The following is a 17,946-nucleotide window of genomic DNA, read 5'->3' on the forward strand; positions in this document are numbered from 1 at the left end:
TTAACCTTTCGTACCCATTACGCTCTCAAATTTGTACTCTACCGCATCGTCTTTTATCTGTGGTGCAGATGCTTTTGCCGTTGTCAAAATCGGGTACATATTGGCGTAAAAATTCATTACGGCTTCCACGCTCCAACGTGGCTCTGGGTCGGTCAGTCTGATGTCCTGTTCTTTGTCTTTGAGTATGAAAACTCGTTCTAATTGCGTTGCTAATAACATAACTTTCTAATTTTGGGGTTAACACTTTTATTCTTCCTCGTCCGCTTCATCAATAGGATAATCGGCAGTAACTTCTTCCACCTTTGGCGGTTCGGGTGTAGCTTCTTCCATTGCTCCGAAAAGGCTCGGTGTTGCGAACTTGTCGGACAATGAAGTTTTGCGTTTGCGTATCTCGTCCGCTTTTTCGGGAAACTCCGTTATATCGGGTACTTTCATCCACGCTTCGCGGAACTTGCCCTCTTTCTCCAACTCGTCAGCCTTTACCATAGCATCTTTAAATTTCTTGTCTTTGGCTTCTTTTTCCTTTTTCTCCTTTTCTGCTTTTTCTTTCTCGATTGCCGATTGCTTTTTAACTTCTTCCAATTGCTTTAAGAATTTTTCCATATCCACCATTAAGCCCGATACCTTTTGTATAGGTGTGGTAATCTGTTCAAAAAATCCCTCGTCAAACTCTTGGGGTGTGGCGTTAAATGTCAATGGGGGAATAAGGTTTTTGGCACTATCTCCGCATTGTTCGTTATTGAGCAATACTGTTACGATTAGGTTGCTTTCTATTCCTTTTGAAATGTTCAGTTGCAATACTCCTGTAAAGTCCAACTGCTGTATCTGATTGAAAAAATTTGTGTTCATCGTTCTTTGATTTTAATTGTTGTTTAACCGTTTTTTGATTGCTTTTAGTTTCTCGTATATGTCCATCCAATAGGCATTTTGCCTTTTATCGAAGTCTGAAAAACTTTTGTCCTCGTGGCTATACCCTGTATTTCGTTTGGCAATACAGATAGCTTCTTTTAGGTCGGTTACTTCAATTTCGTAACCGTTCAAATCCGTTATTTTCATACCTGTTCTAATTCTTATTTAGTGATTTCCGCTATTTGGTCAATCCTGCCGTAAACAATACTTCTAAGGCTTGTTTTGTCGGGGGCGTTGTATTCTGCCCAACTGCCGTACTGCTTCACTACATAGGTTTTCAAAATATCCTCAAACCCGAAGCGATAACCCATAAGGGGTACGGCTCTTTTGAAGTAGGCATTTCGGTTTACTGCTTCCGCAAGCCAATTTTTTTCTGCTCGGCTCAACTTGTCGCTTTTGTTCAGTTTTTCCCTTAGTAGGTAAACCTTTGCATTTTGCAGGGTTTCCAATTCGGGAACATCGTAGCGTACAAACTTTGTGGCTATTGCTGTCGTTTCCATTGTATCTGCTTTAAGTGTTATGAATTAGTTTCAGCATCGGTGTATTTTCCATTTTCATAGTAGCCTATAAGCCGTTCCCAAAGCCGTATTAGGCTGTCGGTATCTACATAGAAATACTCTGTTCTGTTGCAATAGATGATGTATATAGCTTCATCCCTGTATTGCGTTTCAAGGCTTTTTTCTTTAGCCATACTTTTGGCTTCGTCTATGGTTTTTGCTTTCATATTCTGCTGTTTTGTATCGTTATCAATCTTTACTATATCCACAATGGCACATTCGGGACAACCCTCTACGGCTGTTATCTGCTGTATTGCTCTCTGCTTTCCGCTAAGTGATACTACTGTCAGCGTTACTTTGCCTGTGTCGTGTTTCAGCGTTGCTTTATAGGTTTCCATTGTCATAGCTGTTGTTTATAATAGGCTACCACCGATTAAGGCGGTAGCCTGTGGTTATCTAATTAAGGTTTAGGATTTCCGCACCGTCCAGAGCAAATGCAGTACATAGTTCAAATGCTTTCTGCGATTTGAGTTGGGCAGTACCACCCAATACAATGCTCTGCAACTTGGCTTCGTCATTCTTGTAACTCCTTACATTCTGATAGTAGCCTGTCACAGAATTGTACGCTCCGAACAACGTACCTTTGGTAGTGTCCATTTGTTGGGTGTCGCTTATCATAGCATACGCAAAAGCATCCTCAACGACATTTTTGAACACGGTGGAAATTTCATCTTCCGCACCTTTTTTGATTAGGTCAAGCGTTTCCTTATTTGGGCAAAGTGCCAACTGTATTAGCTTTCTTACTTCTCGGTCTGTTACCTTTACTTTTGCCCATTCGTTGAAAATGCCCTCTAATTGGTTGCTCAATGTGTTGGCAAGTCCCATAATCTTGTGAGCGTTCTCGATACGTTGTTTTGCTCCCGAAGTGTGCTTGATACGGACTACATTGGTCATACTGCGTAACGAAGCATTCAGCGTGTTTTGGCATACAATACGGATAGGCGTAAATGCGGCTGTGATACTTCCGCTACCATCGTGCGAAGTGGTTAGGAAAATGTACTTTTCCGTAACATCATCGCCATTGCCTACACGGATATAGTCGGGCAATTTGGCTGTGATAAAAACACGTTCTCCGTTGCCTAACGCTCCTGCGGTTTCGTACAGAATGCCCTCGCCACCGCCTACAATGGCATCAAAGAAATTAAAGGCTTCACGGTTTTGTACGATATGGTAATCCTTACCGACTACGCCCAATACTGCATTGTTATCGGTGCGTATGTTGGCGAAATAGTTAGGTACTTCTAATTCGCTACTGCCTATCTCTATGCCGTTGGTGGTTTCGATAATGCCCGAACCTTTGGTAAATAGTGGGGATTTTACGACTTCGTAATCTAACCCTGCGTATTTGATTGCTTCCTCACTTGTCGGGTATTGTTCTACGATTTGACCTAAACCGTGCCACGCTTTTTGTTGTACGCTAAAAAATGAATAACGTCCTGTTCTCTCGTTGAAATTGATATTATGTGCCATAATGCTTAAAATTTGATGTTTAAAAAATGATTGAATACTCGTTGTTAGAATGGGAGGTCGTCATCTGCTCCCTGTGCAGTAAAGCTGTTGTTCTCGGCTTGTGCAGTAGCCTGTATGGTTTCGGCTCTCTTACTACCTCCGTGCAGTTTGATTTGAGAGGTATGAAAGTTCAGCCCCGAATGTGCTTCGCCGTTTTTGCCTATCCACGCCCTTGTGCTTATTCTGCCTGTGAGTTCTACCAAAGTGCCTTTTGTGAGTAGGCTTGCCACGTTTGCAGAAATCCAATAGGCACAATCGAAATAGGTTGTTTGCTCTATTCGTTCACCTTGCTTGTTTTTGTAGCTTTCATTGGTCGCTACTGAAAAGTTTACTACCTGTTTTTCGTTCGACAATGTGCGTACTTCCGCATTTTTTGTCAGTCTTCCGATAATGTTCATAATCGTCCTGTTTTAAAAGTTTTACATTTTGTTACGTTCGCTTTTCTCGTTTCCTGCTTCCTGTTGTGGTTTGCTCCGCTTCGCTTCGCATAATTTTTTCCAAAAGAAAAACCGGAAAAAAGAAAGCAGATAATCCAAGCGGGCAATAGCGAAAACCAAGAAAAAAAATGATTTAATGGGGGTTCCTTTAGGGGGAAACCGTTCATTCATTTTTTTTATTGGTGGGTGTGTGCGGTGGCTGCCCGCTATAACTTAGCTGCCTTTTTACCGGTTGATTGTGGAAATATTCTGTTCTAATTTTTATGGAATAAATGACCAGGCTATGAGAGCCTGAAATAGAGGTTGGAATAATCGAAAAGTAAGGGCATAAAAAAAGCAGGATAGTTAAATCCTGCTTCAATCTGATAAGTAAAGAATGCACTAATTTTTAAACCATAATTTCTTCGGTATTGTAAATTTTATCTGCGTTTGTATGTTCATTCAATAATGCTATTTCTTCCCGTTCCATTTTAATAATAAACGCATCTTCCATTGCCTTAAATTTAGGCGAAACCAAATCCATATCCTTACTGATTTTTTGGCTGGTAATCTTAGCATAAATCTGTGTAGTGGAAATATTCTTATGACCCATCATTTTGCTAAGGCTTTCAAGCGGAACACCCTCGGTCAAAAACATTGTGGCGAATGTATGACGGGCGGTGTGGAATGTAACTTTCTGTTCTGTAACAATACCCGCTTCCTCAATAAGTTTACCTATATGCGTGTTGCAAGTCGCATTGGATGGCATTGGGAATACAAAATCATTTCTTGTAGCTCCACGATATTTCTCAATGATGCGTTTGGGGATTTCCAAAAGACGGACGTTGGAGGCAACATCTGATTTCTTTCTCCTGCTGATTATCCATTGGTGTCCATCAAAGAAAGACTGGATATTGCTCCATTTCAGTTTCTTAATGTCTATGTAAGAAAGCCCTGTGAAGCAACTGAAAATAAAAAGGTCTTTTACAAGTTCATATCGAGGCTTAGATGGTTTCAGGAGCATTAAGGTTTCTACATCCTCTTTTAAAAGGTAGCTGCGGTCGGTTTCTTCCATACTGATTTCATAATCCTCAAAAGGATTATCCCGTATCAAGCCTTTTTTAATAGCCAATTCTGCCAAAGCAATAACTGGCATTGTGTAAACCCAAACCGTATTATGGGTACATTCCTTATCAATGCGAAGAAAGAAATCAAACTCACGAATAAAATCAGAAGTGAGTTCCCGGAAAGCCATATCGTCCCGATGGTAACGCTCCCTTATAAATTCGCTAAGATGGTTGTAAACAGTGTTGTATTTGCTATACGTGCTTTGAGAGCGTTTTCCCTTAGCGACCATTTTTTCAAAGTCTTCATTTTGGTCTTTAAAGACTTTTAGTACGGCATCGTCCATTACACCAACACCCAAAAACGAGAGCTTTACTTTCTGTGCGGTCGCAAAACCCTCGTGCTTCAGCATATCTTCGTAAATCTTGTCGATACGACCCCGTACGTTATCCAGCTTTTGGTTAATGTTCAAAGCGGTGGCACTCTTGCCCTCAACTCTTCCGTATTTTAAATCCCAATTTTTCGGGTTAATTTCTAACTTTGTTCCCAAAGTTTTAGCTGTTCCATCAATGGTAATACGTGCCATAATCGGTGCATTACCGTTCTTTTTCAGTTCGTTCTTTTTCAGGTAGAAAAGCAGTTTGAACGTGGACTTTTTTGTCTGTTCCATAACTCAAATGTTTAATGTTTAAAATTAAATTACATTGAGTTACAAGGGAATGTAAAAAAGGGTGCAAAAGACTGAAATATAAACAGTTAAGCTATGTAGTTACCTTTATCAATCGGTAACGAATTAGTAACCTAACCTTGTGTTTTCAAGCCCAAAACCTATCAGACACCGAGTTCCAAACTAAGACTACTGTTTTATAAAGCATTGTATAGCAACGGGTTTAATCGTTTTGCTTATTTTTGCTTTTTACTAATCTTTTTTAATAAAAATGTTTCTTTCCTAAACGTGTTGTTTTGATGAATCCTGTCTTTATTAATTTTCTAACAGTAGATTCCGAAATATTCATAATTAAACATACTTCTTTTATTGTGAGATATGTTTTCTTCTGAACATCTTCAATAGAGACCACTTTGAGTTGTTTAAGTTTAACCTCTGTTTGGAATTCTTCTTTTGATTTTTGGAGTTTCTCCTCCTTAACTTTCTTCTTATAATCCTTTTGATTACATCTATGAGAACAATATTTTGTGGAGAATGTTTTAGCAATGAATTTCTCTTTACAAAATATACAAATCTTCTCAATCCTAATGTTACTGCTCATTTGATACTTTCCGATTTTCTTTATGTTAATAATATCTCTCAGTATTTAGCGGTATTTGCGTGTATTTACTATTATTTACCGTTTAAATTTCTCTTAGAGTATCCTAAAATTCATTTTTTTAGAGATTAAAAACAACGGAGTATCACATTTAGTAGTATAAAATATGTCAACAAATGTCAGAAAATGTCAATTAACACTTTCTGATTTTCCTTTGCTAGTGCGGGTTGAATAGTTGAAATATAGTACTTAGAAATCAGCGATTACTTCCCGATACAGAATCTTATTTTTCTTTTATTAATGGTACTTTCAGGTGTTTTGAGGTGTACAAAAGTAGTACATTTCCAACATACCACAACATATTATTTTGTAAGATTCTAACGAAACTTTCGTCTTCCGAAACCACCATGAATAAAGGGTTTTTTGTTTTTTGCACCTTTTTTTCTTGTTCAAAAATAATGAATTTGTACTACTTTTGTACAAAATTTATTGGATAAATTACTGTTTTTCAAATAGATAACATTTCCTAATTCAAAATTTTAGAACCTTAAGGTTCTGGCGAACTATTTTTATGTTTTAAAATTATTGAAATAGTTTTTTCCAAATTTAAAAATTAGAATTTAGACATATTACGATTAATCAACTGAATATTTGAATCATTAACTCCATAATTCTTAGATAAAATTTCCCATTTATTAAGCGCAGAACGAGTTTTATCAATAACATTATCTATAAAACCTTTTGACAGTTGAGCTTCTGAACCTAATTTTAAAAGATGTTTTAGGTTTATATTTCTACCCTCACCCATTACCATAGTGCTTTGTTCTCCACCAGGTCCATTTGAAAAAGTAAGATCATAAGCTGGTGATAATTTCCATTCGCCAATTTCATTCATTAGAAAAGTGAAATTTTTGGCGTGGTCATCTCGGTTATGTGCCATGACATTGAAAACCGCTAAACGAAACATTTTTTCTACCTCTCGAATATCTTTGGTTAAAAAACTCGTTAATGATAGTAAATCTTCATAATCCAAAGAAGGAAATCTAAAATTATTGTGAATTAATCCACTTACAGTATGCATGTGAAGGCGCTTATTTTCGCTTCTGTCAAAACGTTTTACCGCAAAATAACCATTTCCCATTTGTGAAGAAAATAAATGAACATTTGGCATTGTTATTCCTGCTTCTGTAGCCATTAAAGCATATACATATTCAATCGCTCCAGCATCTTTGCCATCTTGTGAGTTTGGAAATTTCACCATCCAATGTTCAAAACCATCGCTTAACTGATGGGCTCCATACGAGATATTTTTTCTTTTTTTATCTACGCCAATCAATGCTTTTGGTCTTGCACCAGCAGAAGATCCATTCAATGCTAAAAGTTCAGCAATTATATCATCAGAATCACCTTCCAAAACTTCTTTTGTTTGTGAAGCTAATACATCTAAATCAATTATTTCATCATAAAATTTAGGGCTTTCATCTGGCTCATAAACCAAAGCACCCAACCCTTGTAAACCAACATGAGCCAAGCGATCTAGCGGAGTGATTTCTGATGATAAAATTCCTTCATTACGGAGCATACGGTCAAAAAGTAATCTTCCCCAACCGTCTGGCAAACTATCATTGAAAACTCCTGCCAAACCTTCAAATGGTTCTCTTGGAAGTTCTACCACTCCACGTTGCAAAGGAAGTTGAATAGGCGATATTTCTATTCCTGTTTGCAGAAAATCATCATCGTATTCAAAATAGATGATTCCATTTCGAATCGCCAATCGCCCAACAGATTGAACACTAGAACCGAAATCTAATCCTACTTTTATTTCTCTAATAGCTGTTTTCATTTTTTTCTTCCTCTTTTTTTGGTGATTTCCTCGTCTGCTTTTAAGACTTCATCAATTGATTTAAAATTGGGTTTGTTGGGCTTTAAAGCGGTTACAATTTCATCCAAACCACCTGTCACGGAAAGCAATTTTAAAAACGATTCTAAAGAAATGCTTCCTTTTTGTTCAAATTTCCTTAATGTGGACAAAGACACTCCTGATCTTTCTGCTAAGCCTTCCTGCGTAAGCTCCATTTGCAATCTTCTTTCACGGATATTTTCAGCTAATTTTTTTTGTGCTTTTGATGATGAAACAAATAACATAATAGTAGTATTTAATTGTAATTTACATCAATAAATATCATTATTGTATTACAAATATACTAAAAAACTGATAGGTTTAAGGTGGTATTTGATATTTTTATACTTTCTATTGAGGTAAAATTTTATGGAATCTCTTTTAGGGTATAGGTATTTTAATTATCAATAAATATTCTGAAAATCGTACTTAATATTGTAGAATTCTTTTGTTTGAAATATTCCGTTTTACAGTTTGAGCAAGCCCAATCTGGACTTTTCTCTGTGATACAACATCCTCCTATTACCAATTTTTCTTGTTCTAAAAGTTTAAATGCCTCTTCTGTTGGCATACCATAAAGGATTTTCACTACAGTTGTTTTACCACATTTTTGGCATTTTCTGGGTTGACATAGCTATTTATTTACTCAATATAATTACAAAAATCAGTTAAACTTAACTGCATGATTTTATGATTATTATTGTGTGAAATAAATTTAGAAAGTTAGAAAACAAAACAAATTCTAGAGACTAAACTAAATACTTTTTAATTGCAGAATTCAAAATATGGCTTTTCTTTCTGTGTTGATGTATAAATAATTTTGAATCAAATATTTTAACACATCTATTTAGATAACTAAAGTAATTAGATTGTTTTTTTATGTCTATTTTTTTTGAAATCAAATCAAACTCTCCTTTTTCGTTTTTAACTAAAAATGTTTTCTTTCTAAAGACTTGTTTTATTTCATTATGTTCATTATCCAATTGCCTTAGAGGTCTTTTGTAAAGCTTTTTAACTTGATTTTTAAAAATAGCTTTTGGAATCATTGGATTGTTATCTTTTTTAGCTCTTTTTGCTCTTCTTTTAACTATACTTATTAATCTTCTATAGAACTTCGCAACATTAGTAGATTTAATACATACATTATACCCTCGAAACTCAAAACCTAAATAGATTAAAGGTGCATTTTTTATTTCTTTTTTTTCTATAATTTTAAAGGAAGTAAGCCTAGTTTCTTTATTTAAATTATATGTCTCATTTTTAAAAACAAATTTCTCGGTTTTTTCAGTACTAATTTCAAGATTGCTCTCTTTAATTAAATTTTCAATATAGTTTTTATTTTTTTCTAGTGAGTCAATATTACAAATAAGAATAATGTCATCTGAATACCTTCTATAAAAACCATTCTCTTTTAAAACAACATTTTCAATAATTTTTTTGTCAAATTCTAAAAGATATAAATTTGCTAAAACTGCACTAATTGGAAGTCCTTGTGGAATACCTACATTAACTTTATTATGATAAAAAGGATTTTGATAAATCCTTAATTTTCCCGATTTAATATGTTCTCTAAAATCCTTATTGTCTTCAAAAAAACATTTATAACCTTTGTATTTCCTAATATTGCAAAGCTTTTTTTCATCAAATCCTTTTCTTCTACCAGATTTAACATTTCCAATTCTTAAATCATCTTTTAATATATACCTAAATTGTGTACAAGATTTAAAAACATTTTTATGGTCTTTTGGGAGCTCATTAAAACCCATAATATTTGCCCATCTCTTCTCTAATATAGAATGATCTAGTCTTGAAAAAAAACTTTTAATATCAAAAGTTAAAACACCAACTTCGTCTGCTTCCCCTCTCCTTTTTATTTCTTCAAATACTTCATTTGCAAAATGAATAGTACTTTTACCTTTTTCCGATGTTGATGAAACTTTTATTTTCCTATAAGCATTTACAGATTCATTTAGTTCATTATTTTTCTTGAGTTCATTCTCATATTTTTCACTTATCAGACTTGCATAATAACCATAAATTAGCGCATCAAAATGACTTGCGTAATGTAGAGGTCTATTTTTAGCAGTCTTTTCATTGCCTCCTTTTTCTAGTTTAAAATTATGAGTTCTTAATGTTTTATTCAGATGTTTAGACGAATCAACCTTTTTAAATTTTCTTTCACGAATAATGGAATGCAAAAGAGGATAAAAAGCATATTTAGCAACAAAATCAGGGTTTTCAATTTTAGCTTTGTAATGTTTCCAATTTTCAGAAATATGTAAACTTTTAGAGACATGAATATATCCCTTAGTTTTCATCCAAATTGGCATTTCGTTTTTTTGAGTCATAATAAAAAACCTTGTGGTAAAGTTCTAGCAATAGTGATATTTATTTTACATAAACCTCCTAAGAGCGGACTAGCACCCAATTACTGAGTCATTGTATTTTTCGTAAACTAGGACAAGATTTAACTTTAACTATAAATAATTATCTAATGAAAACAATTATTAAGTTCCTATTTATTATCTTTACAGGTGGAATCTCAATTGTTGGAGACTACCTGGTTGATAAATTAATTGCCTGCATAAAGCAGTAAGACTAAAAGTCCTGTAGTCCTTACCAATTGTAAAAAATCAACTTACCACAAGGTAAACAAATATAAAAAAAACTAACATCATGGACAAATTAAACATTGGGGATTTAGTATCTCTAAAGTCTCACCCTTTTAATATCTTTAATGAATCTTTAATTGGTGCTTTTGTTGATAACACACCTCCCATTATGGTCATTTCTGAAGTTTTAAAATCTAATTCTTATGATACTGAATCCGAAGAACTAGATATAGAAACTAAGAAAGCAAAAAAGTTACCCAATCAATATCTATGTTATTTTTATTCTTCTAAAACTTCTACATTTGAAAAACATTGGTTCAAACAAAATGAAATAAAAAAAATAGATTCTGATACTGAAAACAATCAAGGAAAAGTCACAAAAACTGAAGATAAAGTAAGTTTATTGAATAAGTATAAAGACAACCTTGTAGTTTTAAAATCCGCTGACTTAGAACTAAGTAAAAAGAAAACAACTTGGTCAAGAACCAAAGAAGAAGACATCAATAAGACTCAAGCTTTTTTAGAATTCTTATCTCCAGTAATGACTGTAATTGAAGTAGTGGAGAATCAAAATTTCAATAAAGATAGAGTCAATCCCAAAAATGGAGAAATTAAAAGGGAGTCTTGTAAATTTCTTTTGAAATGCAAATGGTTTAATCCTATTAAGCAAACTTTTTCAGAAGAAATTATACCTTACAAAATTCTGCAAATAGTTGAATTTAATTCAAATAAAATAGAACTCATAAAAAGGGGGATAAATACAAAAAATGTATTCCAACTAATAGAAAAAGATTTAAATATTTCATTAGAAAATTTAAGATATAGTTTCAACAAATATATCATAGAATTAAAAGAAGTTGTAATTCAAAATCATACAATAAAAATTTTCTATAAAAACTTAATAAACAATAAAATAGAAAGTAAAACAATTGAAAATTTAGAAATCATAGATTCAGAAAAGGAATTTAAACAATTTGTAGATTCAGAATTTCCTAATTACTCAAATATCGAGTATAACAATCCACTAAAATTGGAATGGCAAAAAGATAAATTTTACAAAATTGACTATTTAGATAAAAAAGGAAAATTTACAACTAGAATTATTACAAATTGTAAAGTAGAAGAATTTGAAACTGAAGATGAAGAGAAAGATGTAAAATTTGTCATTGCCAATTGTCTTTTACGAGAAGGTAAAATTAGACATTTTAGAGTAAGCAATATTACAGCAAGGTCTGAATTAAAAGATGATTTTAAAGATATTATTGGTTATGGCATTAAACCCCATGATAAGTAAAAGTAAAAATAAAACAGCGTTTAAATCTTTTAAACGCTGTTTTTTATTGGTAAGCAAATCCCCATTTTATAGATATTCTGATAAGCTTTTATTTCAGATATTTTAAGTTCGATATCTTTATTAAGAGTAGGATAAATGATAAGACAATCGATAATTTGATTATTATTTACCTTATCAGAAAAATAGTTATACACTCTTTTTAATCGTGAATAGCCAGCTACCTGTCTCATATCCTGATGCTCTTTACTGTTTTCATAGTGTAGTTTATATTTAGCATCAATGATTACTGGTGAAATATTTTCTTTCTCGGGATTCTTATAAAAACCTATGAAGTCTACTTCATTTCCAAATGTTCTCCAATGATATTTAATTAGATTATACTCTTGGTTATCCAACAATCTTTTATAGGCATACAGCTCAAATAAGCGGCTCATATCTATCCAATATGGAGGTGTTTTTCGCATAGTTTTAATTGATTTGGTTATAGAGTAGGAAAAGTTTTTTAAAATAAGCTCACCTATCTGTATTGCATCTTTGTATTCTTTGTAAAACTTATTATGTTTTATTCCTTTTATTTCTCTAATGTTATCAAGCGGAGTAATCAAATCAAATGCAGAAGAAATATAATTTAAAGTATGCTGGATTTCTGAATTCGCTGATGATAACAGTCCTTTGTTAGCTGATAGGTAGTTTTTCACAAATTCCAATACTTTTTTTAGAAATTGGTTTTCAATACTATTAAAGCCAAATTCCTGATATTTACAATAGGTATTGGTGACTCTGTTCTTAAGATGATTTAATTTTATTGTTTGTGGAACTAAAATTTTACCTTTTATCCTGCTGTTCAGATTTTCTTCTACAGAATAATAAGATTTTTTCAGTCCTTTCTTAACAATTGTTTTCATTATATATAAAAACTGTAGAACTAAAAAAGGAGATAAATAATCATTATCCAAATGATCTACTTCTATTTCAGTAGCGTTCCAGTCAATATCTAAAAGTGCTGAAATTTCTTTGGTTGCATTGGGAAGCTTAACTATTTCAGAGAGCATTTTCACAACATCTACTTCTGGCAATGACTTTACCTCATCTTCATTTTCAATCTTGGCTTTTATTGCATTATCAATATTTTCATCATCTAGATTTTCATGAATAAGCTTTAGAAGTTTACTATTTACTTTTGGAGAAATAAAAATAGGATGACCATTGGGAATTGTTCCCACTCCAATATAATAATTAGCTTTTATGGTACACTTTTGAACATCATTTTCTGTCTTATTCTCATATTGAAAAACAGGACAATTATTATCTTTCTTGAAATATAATCCTTTTTTTATTTCAAGATGCTCAATTTCTTGCCCCCAATGTTCGTAAAGTCTTATAAGTCTATGCGAATCGTTGCTCAATTTCTTTTATTTTAACAGTTGCTTTTTCATTGAAAACACCATCTTTTAGATATTCGTTGAGAATAGGAATCACTTCATATTTCATTTTCATATTAAAATATTCCTGCTTGTTATCTTCCGAAATTTTCTTTTTGTCTGCTATAAAATAACTGTGTCCTAGAGCGACATCTTTTGCTGAAAAATCATCTGAAAGGAAATCAGAATTTTCTGCATTTTCAAAATCTACTACATCATCTTCTCCTATTTTGATGAATAATTTTGCAACATCCATAAAATCAGTTGTATTAAAATAGATTTCACTATTATCTTCTAATTTTTCTGGCAATACCTCCACAAATGCAAATCTTCTTCTGATGGCGTAATCTATATGCCCCACACTTCTATCGGCGGTGTTCATGGTACCGATGATGTAAAGATTTTCTGGTAAACGTAAAGTAAAATTCTCTTTATTTTCTCCTTCGTCATCAATTATACCATACATGCTTAAAACTTCAGCCTTCTCACGTTCTCTTTGTGTATCATTAAATTTATATCTATATTCTAGGGCATAAATTAATTCACCTAAAACTGAAGATAAATTTGCACGGTTAATTTCATCAATAATTAATATATATTTTTCATTCTCATTTTTAAATGCCTTGTCTGCATAATCAGCAAGAATTTTATTTTTAGCTTTATAAATTATTCCATTAGTAGTAGTTACAGCATTTATTCCTCTTACAAAATCTTCATAAGTATAACTTGGGTGAAACTGAATTATTTTATATTCTCCTCCTTTTGATACAACTTCAGAAATTATAATATCATTAAAATTTTCGTCTTTTAAATCAAATTTTTCATATAAATGCTTCATTAAAACTATAGAAGAAATAGGGCTTTTCAAATTAGTTTTTAATTCATTAAATTTATTATTGATTAATATATTCAATTGAATATCATCGTAATTATTTATCTCTATTTTAAAAATCTTTGCAAAAATTTTAAGATGCTTTTTTGAAAGAACAGGAAAATAATCATTAGGAAAATAAGAATGTAAAACTTTTAGTATAAAGCTATACCAAAACTTCATTTCTCTAGCTTTTGAATAGTCTTTAGATGAGGCTAAATCTACCAACATTTTTCTTAATTTAGCCATATATGATTCTGGATTTTCACCAAAGTCTACTCTAACATCTCCATTATCTTTATTAAAGGAAATACCGTATGCCGTAGTTCCAGCAGGACCAGGACTAAAGCGACACGTATATGCTAATGCTTTTTCTATGTAATAACAAAATGATTCTTTCGAGCCATTACCTAAAGCATAATCCTCAATATCAATACTTTCTAATTTTGAAATTGGGAAAATATCTTGGAATTCTTTTAAAAGTTTCTCAGATTTTGTATCAATTTCTAATGTAAGATCAGTTGCTTTAAAATTCTTTATATATTCTTCAGCATAGTCTGAAATAGAAACAATAGACTTATTCCCAATAAATTGATTTGCAATTTCTTCAGCCATTCTCGTCTTACCAGTACCTGGAGGACCTTGTAAGATGATTTGTTTTTTGTATTTTAAAATATCAATTTTTTCTTGAATGCTTTCCATTTGTATTGATAAGTTCTTTTTATTTCTTGTTAATAAATTTTTTTCTTTGTAAACCAACTTATAAACCTCTAATTGTTTAATTAAATCTGATAAGAGTTTTTGATAATCATCATTTTGTATTGTATTATTAGTAATAGGAATTAAATTTCCAAAAAGAATAAATTCTCCTTCTTCCATAACACCTAATTCATCTTGACTACCTATTATGAAGGAATAATCTGGTAAAATTTGATAAATTTTATCTGATATATTTTTAAAGGCTTTTCCGAAATCATTTGCAATCTCTGCTGGATCGTCATTATTAAAAGAACCTCTTTGGCTATTTATAGCTAAACCATACCCAATTTTCCCTTCTCTTAAAAAAATGTGATACTGTATTTCCTTTTTTCCACCTCTATTATAAACCCATTCAGATTTCTTGTCATCGAATTCTGAAAACATGATGTAATTAGGCAAATTAGTTAATCCCGCTAAAAATTTTCTGGAATTTCGAAAATCATTCTTAAATTCTTGTCCAAGATCATTTTCGATAGTATGGACAAGTTCTTCAAAATTATTGAAAGTCATTATTTGTAATTTTAATTATTAGTTTTCTTCTCTACCCCACTTTCACTTGCCCATTCATGAGCATGGGTAAGAGCCAGTCTCGTAAGGCAGAGAGTTCTTGGTTTTGTTTGAGGTTATTAGTTATTTTTTCATTCATTGAGTAAACTATTTCTCCATATTTAGTTAGAATTTTTTCATTAGGAACAATAATATTCAATGCTTCAATATCTTTTGGATATACATGAGGCTGTGCAGAACCTCTAGCTTGAGAATAAATAAATTCTTGAACTGATTTTAAAAAATGTAGAATATAAAAAGTTTCAAAATCATTATTTCCTCTTACAGTTGTACAATCACAGGCAAATATTGGTTCTCTCCAAAAATTAATATATCCTGCATTTGCACCTGAAGCACTTATCGTAATTGTATTACTTGGAAAATTTGATTCTGAATGAAAATAAGAAAAATCTAATCCCGCAGATACAACTTTTACATTACCTTTTGTATTAGCCGTTTTTTCAGTTATAAGTGTTCCTTTTTTAATTTTTGAAAATTCTCCAACAGTTTTCACCTCCCACCCTTCAGGAATTTCTCTTTTCAGGGTTGAGTTGTACACCATTTTACCGCCGGAAGATTTATAAGGTTTAAACACCCCGTCAAAATTCTCTGAATTTTGACACCCCTCTGAAAGAGGGGAATATGGAAAATCAAACTGTACAAACCAATAATCATACAGCGTTTTTGCCATCGCTTCCAGTTCTGCATTAATGCGGTTGTTGAGTTCTATTTTATCATCTAAAGCAGATAATACAGAGGCTATTTTTTGTTGGGTGGGTAAATCGGGAAGAAAAATTGGATATTTATTAAGAGAAACTAAGTCTACTCCTGTTTGTCCTCCTGTTCTTGCAGAGAGTTTATCAACATATTCAAAAACATTTTTTTGTTTTAAAAAATAAAACAGATAATCATTATTAATATTTGACTTTGGCTTGGCTTTAAGTAAAGCAACATTATAAGCACCCTCCATACCTCTGAAAATTTGAAATATTGGTGGTCCATATCTTCCAATCATAATGTCGTCTTTTTTAAAGAACTTAGTAGTTGAGTCTCTAGGGATATATGTAATAAAATTATCAGTTTTAAAATCCCTTGTTTGTACTAACCTAATATAGTTTGGTAATTTTTTATCAGAAAATATAGATTTTGGAGGTTGGCTTCCTCCAATAAAATCACAAACATCATTGATTGTTAATTTTTCGTAATTATTCATAACTAAATCCTTTCAAATTCTCCAAAATCTTTTTATCCAAATCATTTCCTTCTGCAAACAATTGGCTCAAATTGGTTTCATACGTTTGCATTTTCTGCGCAAATTCTTCTGCGGTAATTTCTATATATTCTATCTTCACCTCAAAATATTGCCCCGCAGAAAAACTGTAGTTTTTAGCCATCACTTCTTCTTTGGTTACTACTACAGAAAAATCTTCTTCTGCATTCTTTTGGTTCATCGCATCTATAATGCGTTGTTCTTCTGTTGCAGTAAGTACCGTTTTTTGGTTTTTGCCTTCTTTGATGGTTTGCCCCAGTTTAGAAGCATCTACCAAGACTATCTTTTCGCTGTCGCCTTCCTTGTCTATAAACACAATAGAAACATTGGTTCCTGTACTGGCAAAAATATTGCTCGGCATACTTACTACACCTCGCAACCAATTGCGTTCTATCAGTGCTTCTCTTATTTTTCTTTCAATCCCGCTTTGTGCCGTGATAAAACCTGTAGGTACTACAATGGCAGCTTTACCTTTGGTATCCAGACTGTACATAATATGCTGAATAAACAACAAATAAATCGCCATCGATTCTTTTTTGCTTTTCGGGATATTGGGAATGCCTGCAAAAAAACGTTCTTTAAAACTGTCTTTGGTAAGGTCTGCCTGATAATCAGAAAAATCTAATTTAAACGGCGGATTAGAAACAATATAATCAAACTTTTTTTCAAGATGTGCAGGTTGCAAAATCGTGTTTCCCTTAATAATATTTGGGATAGAATGTTGCAGGTTATTCAGGATGAGATTCAGTCTGAGCATATTGGCAGATTTCTGGGAAATATCTTCGGAATAAATGGTGCAGTTTTTTTCGCCAATCGCGTGTGCAATATTCATCAATAACGTTCCCGAACCTGCACTCGGATCATATACTTTGGCACTTTTTACTTCTTCGTTCACAAGAATAGCTGCCATAATTCTGGCTACAGCGTGAGGGGTGTAATATTCTGCATATTTACCACCACTATCACTGTTGTAATCTTTGATCAGATATTCAAAAATGGTGGCAAAGAAATCGTATTTCTCGGTAAACATTTTCTCGAAACTTACATTCACCAGTTTATTGAGCAAAGCACGGCAAAAAGCATCTCGTTGAGAAGCATCTCGAATAAACAGACTGATGTCATCAAACATTTTATCTTTTACCCCCGTTGCAGAACTCACGGAATAAATATCGATATTCTCTGCACTGATGCTTCTAAGCGTACCATCAAAAATGGCATCTCCAAAATTGGGTTGGTTAGAATTGTTGAACAAAAAGGTAATTAATTGTTCGGGTTGCAGTTTTGCGGCTTTATTTCCTATTCTAAAGAAGAGAAATTTTTTGTCTTCCTCACTTAAATTTTCATAGGCTTTCTGAAAATCTTCTGCATTCGCCAAATCCTCATTGTGTTTTTTGGCTTCGTGGATAAATTTATCGTTCAGGTATTTGTATAAAAAAACCTGCGAAATAATATTGAATTCACTGGCATCATTTCCCAGTCCGTAGTTGGCGCAAACGCTTTTGAGTCCGTCTATTAAAGTTTTGGTTTGCGTGATAAACTGTATCTCCGTCAT

General features: G+C 32.7%; 18 protein-coding genes. 1 reads left to right on the plus strand and 17 read right to left on the minus strand.

Annotation, left to right across the window (positions count from 1 at the left end):
* The 13 genes from KKQ79_RS04960 to KKQ79_RS05020 all read right to left on the minus strand — a co-directional run bounded on the left by KKQ79_RS04960 (position 1) and on the right by KKQ79_RS05020 (position 9,969).
* Entirely contained in the window at positions 1-219 is a 219-nt protein-coding gene (locus KKQ79_RS04960; protein WP_213189192.1) for a PRTRC system protein C, read from the minus strand.
* A gap of 27 nt (positions 220-246) precedes the next feature.
* On the minus strand, positions 247-849 hold the full coding sequence (locus tag KKQ79_RS04965) for a PRTRC system protein E (RefSeq protein ID WP_123860964.1): 603 nt from the start codon (positions 847-849) through the stop codon (positions 247-249).
* Between the two features lie 221 nt (positions 850-1,070).
* Positions 1,071-1,409: a molybdenum ABC transporter ATP-binding protein gene (locus KKQ79_RS04970; RefSeq protein WP_123860966.1), complete on the minus strand. Its 339-nt coding sequence runs from the start codon at positions 1,407-1,409 to the stop codon at positions 1,071-1,073.
* A gap of 17 nt (positions 1,410-1,426) precedes the next feature.
* Positions 1,427-1,804 (minus strand): hypothetical protein, encoded by a 378-nt coding sequence (locus KKQ79_RS13870; RefSeq protein ID WP_228445162.1) that lies wholly within the window; start codon positions 1,802-1,804, stop codon positions 1,427-1,429.
* 58 nt (positions 1,805-1,862) lie between these two features.
* Entirely contained in the window at positions 1,863-2,936 is a 1,074-nt protein-coding gene (locus KKQ79_RS04980; protein ID WP_123860967.1) for a DUF932 domain-containing protein, read from the minus strand.
* A 44-nt stretch (positions 2,937-2,980) separates the two neighbouring features.
* Positions 2,981-3,373: a single-stranded DNA-binding protein gene (locus tag KKQ79_RS04985; protein WP_123860968.1), complete on the minus strand. Its 393-nt coding sequence runs from the start codon at positions 3,371-3,373 to the stop codon at positions 2,981-2,983.
* A 21-nt stretch (positions 3,374-3,394) separates the two neighbouring features.
* The gene (locus KKQ79_RS04990) at positions 3,395-3,583 is read right to left on the minus strand and encodes a hypothetical protein (RefSeq protein WP_034867728.1); all 189 of its coding nucleotides are present in this window, start codon (positions 3,581-3,583) and stop codon (positions 3,395-3,397) included.
* A gap of 217 nt (positions 3,584-3,800) precedes the next feature.
* Positions 3,801-5,126, minus strand: a complete 1,326-nt coding sequence (locus KKQ79_RS04995; RefSeq protein ID WP_228378468.1) for a site-specific integrase — start codon at positions 5,124-5,126, stop codon at positions 3,801-3,803.
* Between the two features lie 259 nt (positions 5,127-5,385).
* A complete protein-coding gene (locus KKQ79_RS05000) occupies positions 5,386-5,724 on the minus strand; it encodes a helix-turn-helix domain-containing protein (RefSeq protein ID WP_213189193.1) in 339 nt (112 codons plus the stop codon).
* A gap of 610 nt (positions 5,725-6,334) precedes the next feature.
* Positions 6,335-7,564 carry a type II toxin-antitoxin system HipA family toxin gene (locus tag KKQ79_RS05005; protein ID WP_213189194.1) on the minus strand — a complete coding sequence of 410 codons (1,230 nt, stop codon included), beginning with the start codon at positions 7,562-7,564 and terminating at the stop codon, positions 6,335-6,337.
* The gene (locus KKQ79_RS05010; protein WP_213189195.1) at positions 7,561-7,866 is read right to left on the minus strand and encodes a helix-turn-helix domain-containing protein; all 306 of its coding nucleotides are present in this window, start codon (positions 7,864-7,866) and stop codon (positions 7,561-7,563) included. The genes KKQ79_RS05005 and KKQ79_RS05010 overlap by 4 nt, the downstream gene beginning before the upstream one ends.
* A 152-nt stretch (positions 7,867-8,018) precedes the next feature.
* On the minus strand, positions 8,019-8,192 hold the full coding sequence (locus KKQ79_RS05015) for a hypothetical protein (RefSeq protein WP_213189196.1): 174 nt from the start codon (positions 8,190-8,192) through the stop codon (positions 8,019-8,021).
* 178 nt (positions 8,193-8,370) lie between these two features.
* Positions 8,371-9,969 (minus strand): reverse transcriptase domain-containing protein, encoded by a 1,599-nt coding sequence (locus KKQ79_RS05020; RefSeq protein WP_213189197.1) that lies wholly within the window; start codon positions 9,967-9,969, stop codon positions 8,371-8,373.
* Between the two features lie 328 nt (positions 9,970-10,297).
* Between KKQ79_RS05020 and KKQ79_RS05025 the strand changes: the two genes are divergently transcribed.
* Positions 10,298-11,527 carry a hypothetical protein gene (locus KKQ79_RS05025; RefSeq protein WP_213189198.1) on the plus strand — a complete coding sequence of 410 codons (1,230 nt, stop codon included), beginning with the start codon at positions 10,298-10,300 and terminating at the stop codon, positions 11,525-11,527.
* 29 nt (positions 11,528-11,556) lie between these two features.
* On the opposite strand, the gene KKQ79_RS05030 is transcribed toward KKQ79_RS05025, so the two are convergent.
* The 4 genes from KKQ79_RS05030 to KKQ79_RS05050 are packed head-to-tail and all read right to left on the minus strand — an operon-like array spanning position 11,557 to position 17,946.
* On the minus strand, positions 11,557-12,933 hold the full coding sequence (locus tag KKQ79_RS05030; protein WP_213189199.1) for a 5-methylcytosine restriction system specificity protein McrC: 1,377 nt from the start codon (positions 12,931-12,933) through the stop codon (positions 11,557-11,559).
* Positions 12,914-15,088, minus strand: coding sequence for an AAA family ATPase (locus tag KKQ79_RS05035; RefSeq protein WP_250131191.1), 2,175 nt, complete (start codon positions 15,086-15,088; stop codon positions 12,914-12,916). Before KKQ79_RS05035 ends, KKQ79_RS05030 begins: the two co-directional genes overlap by 20 nt.
* A gap of 31 nt (positions 15,089-15,119) precedes the next feature.
* The gene (locus KKQ79_RS05045; RefSeq protein WP_213189200.1) at positions 15,120-16,337 is read right to left on the minus strand and encodes a restriction endonuclease subunit S; all 1,218 of its coding nucleotides are present in this window, start codon (positions 16,335-16,337) and stop codon (positions 15,120-15,122) included.
* Positions 16,330-17,946, minus strand: coding sequence for an HsdM family class I SAM-dependent methyltransferase (locus KKQ79_RS05050; protein ID WP_213189201.1), 1,617 nt, complete (start codon positions 17,944-17,946; stop codon positions 16,330-16,332). The genes KKQ79_RS05045 and KKQ79_RS05050 overlap by 8 nt, the downstream gene beginning before the upstream one ends.

Source organism: Cloacibacterium caeni, from assembly GCF_907163125.1.
Lineage (GTDB): Bacteria > Bacteroidota > Bacteroidia > Flavobacteriales > Weeksellaceae > Cloacibacterium > Cloacibacterium caeni_B.

Coding starts and splice junctions, on each gene's coding strand:
- KKQ79_RS04960 (WP_213189192.1), bottom strand. CDS start 219: ATGTTATTAGCAACGCAATTAGAACGAGTTTTCATACTCAAAGACAAA.
- KKQ79_RS04965 (WP_123860964.1), bottom strand. CDS start 849: ATGAACACAAATTTTTTCAATCAGATACAGCAGTTGGACTTTACAGGA.
- KKQ79_RS04970 (WP_123860966.1), bottom strand. CDS start 1,409: ATGGAAACGACAGCAATAGCCACAAAGTTTGTACGCTACGATGTTCCC.
- KKQ79_RS13870 (WP_228445162.1), bottom strand. CDS start 1,804: ATGGAAACCTATAAAGCAACGCTGAAACACGACACAGGCAAAGTAACG.
- KKQ79_RS04980 (WP_123860967.1), bottom strand. CDS start 2,936: ATGGCACATAATATCAATTTCAACGAGAGAACAGGACGTTATTCATTT.
- KKQ79_RS04985 (WP_123860968.1), bottom strand. CDS start 3,373: ATGAACATTATCGGAAGACTGACAAAAAATGCGGAAGTACGCACATTG.
- KKQ79_RS04990 (WP_034867728.1), bottom strand. CDS start 3,583: ATGAATGAACGGTTTCCCCCTAAAGGAACCCCCATTAAATCATTTTTT.
- KKQ79_RS04995 (WP_228378468.1), bottom strand. CDS start 5,126: ATGGAACAGACAAAAAAGTCCACGTTCAAACTGCTTTTCTACCTGAAA.
- KKQ79_RS05000 (WP_213189193.1), bottom strand. CDS start 5,724: ATGAGCAGTAACATTAGGATTGAGAAGATTTGTATATTTTGTAAAGAG.
- KKQ79_RS05005 (WP_213189194.1), bottom strand. CDS start 7,564: ATGAAAACAGCTATTAGAGAAATAAAAGTAGGATTAGATTTCGGTTCT.
- KKQ79_RS05010 (WP_213189195.1), bottom strand. CDS start 7,866: ATGTTATTTGTTTCATCATCAAAAGCACAAAAAAAATTAGCTGAAAAT.
- KKQ79_RS05015 (WP_213189196.1), bottom strand. CDS start 8,192: ATGCCAACAGAAGAGGCATTTAAACTTTTAGAACAAGAAAAATTGGTA.
- KKQ79_RS05020 (WP_213189197.1), bottom strand. CDS start 9,969: ATGACTCAAAAAAACGAAATGCCAATTTGGATGAAAACTAAGGGATAT.
- KKQ79_RS05025 (WP_213189198.1), top strand. CDS start 10,298: ATGGACAAATTAAACATTGGGGATTTAGTATCTCTAAAGTCTCACCCT.
- KKQ79_RS05035 (WP_250131191.1), bottom strand. CDS start 15,088: ATGACTTTCAATAATTTTGAAGAACTTGTCCATACTATCGAAAATGAT.
- KKQ79_RS05045 (WP_213189200.1), bottom strand. CDS start 16,337: ATGAATAATTACGAAAAATTAACAATCAATGATGTTTGTGATTTTATT.
- KKQ79_RS05050 (WP_213189201.1), bottom strand. CDS start 17,946: ATGACGGAGATACAGTTTATCACGCAAACCAAAACTTTAATAGACGGA.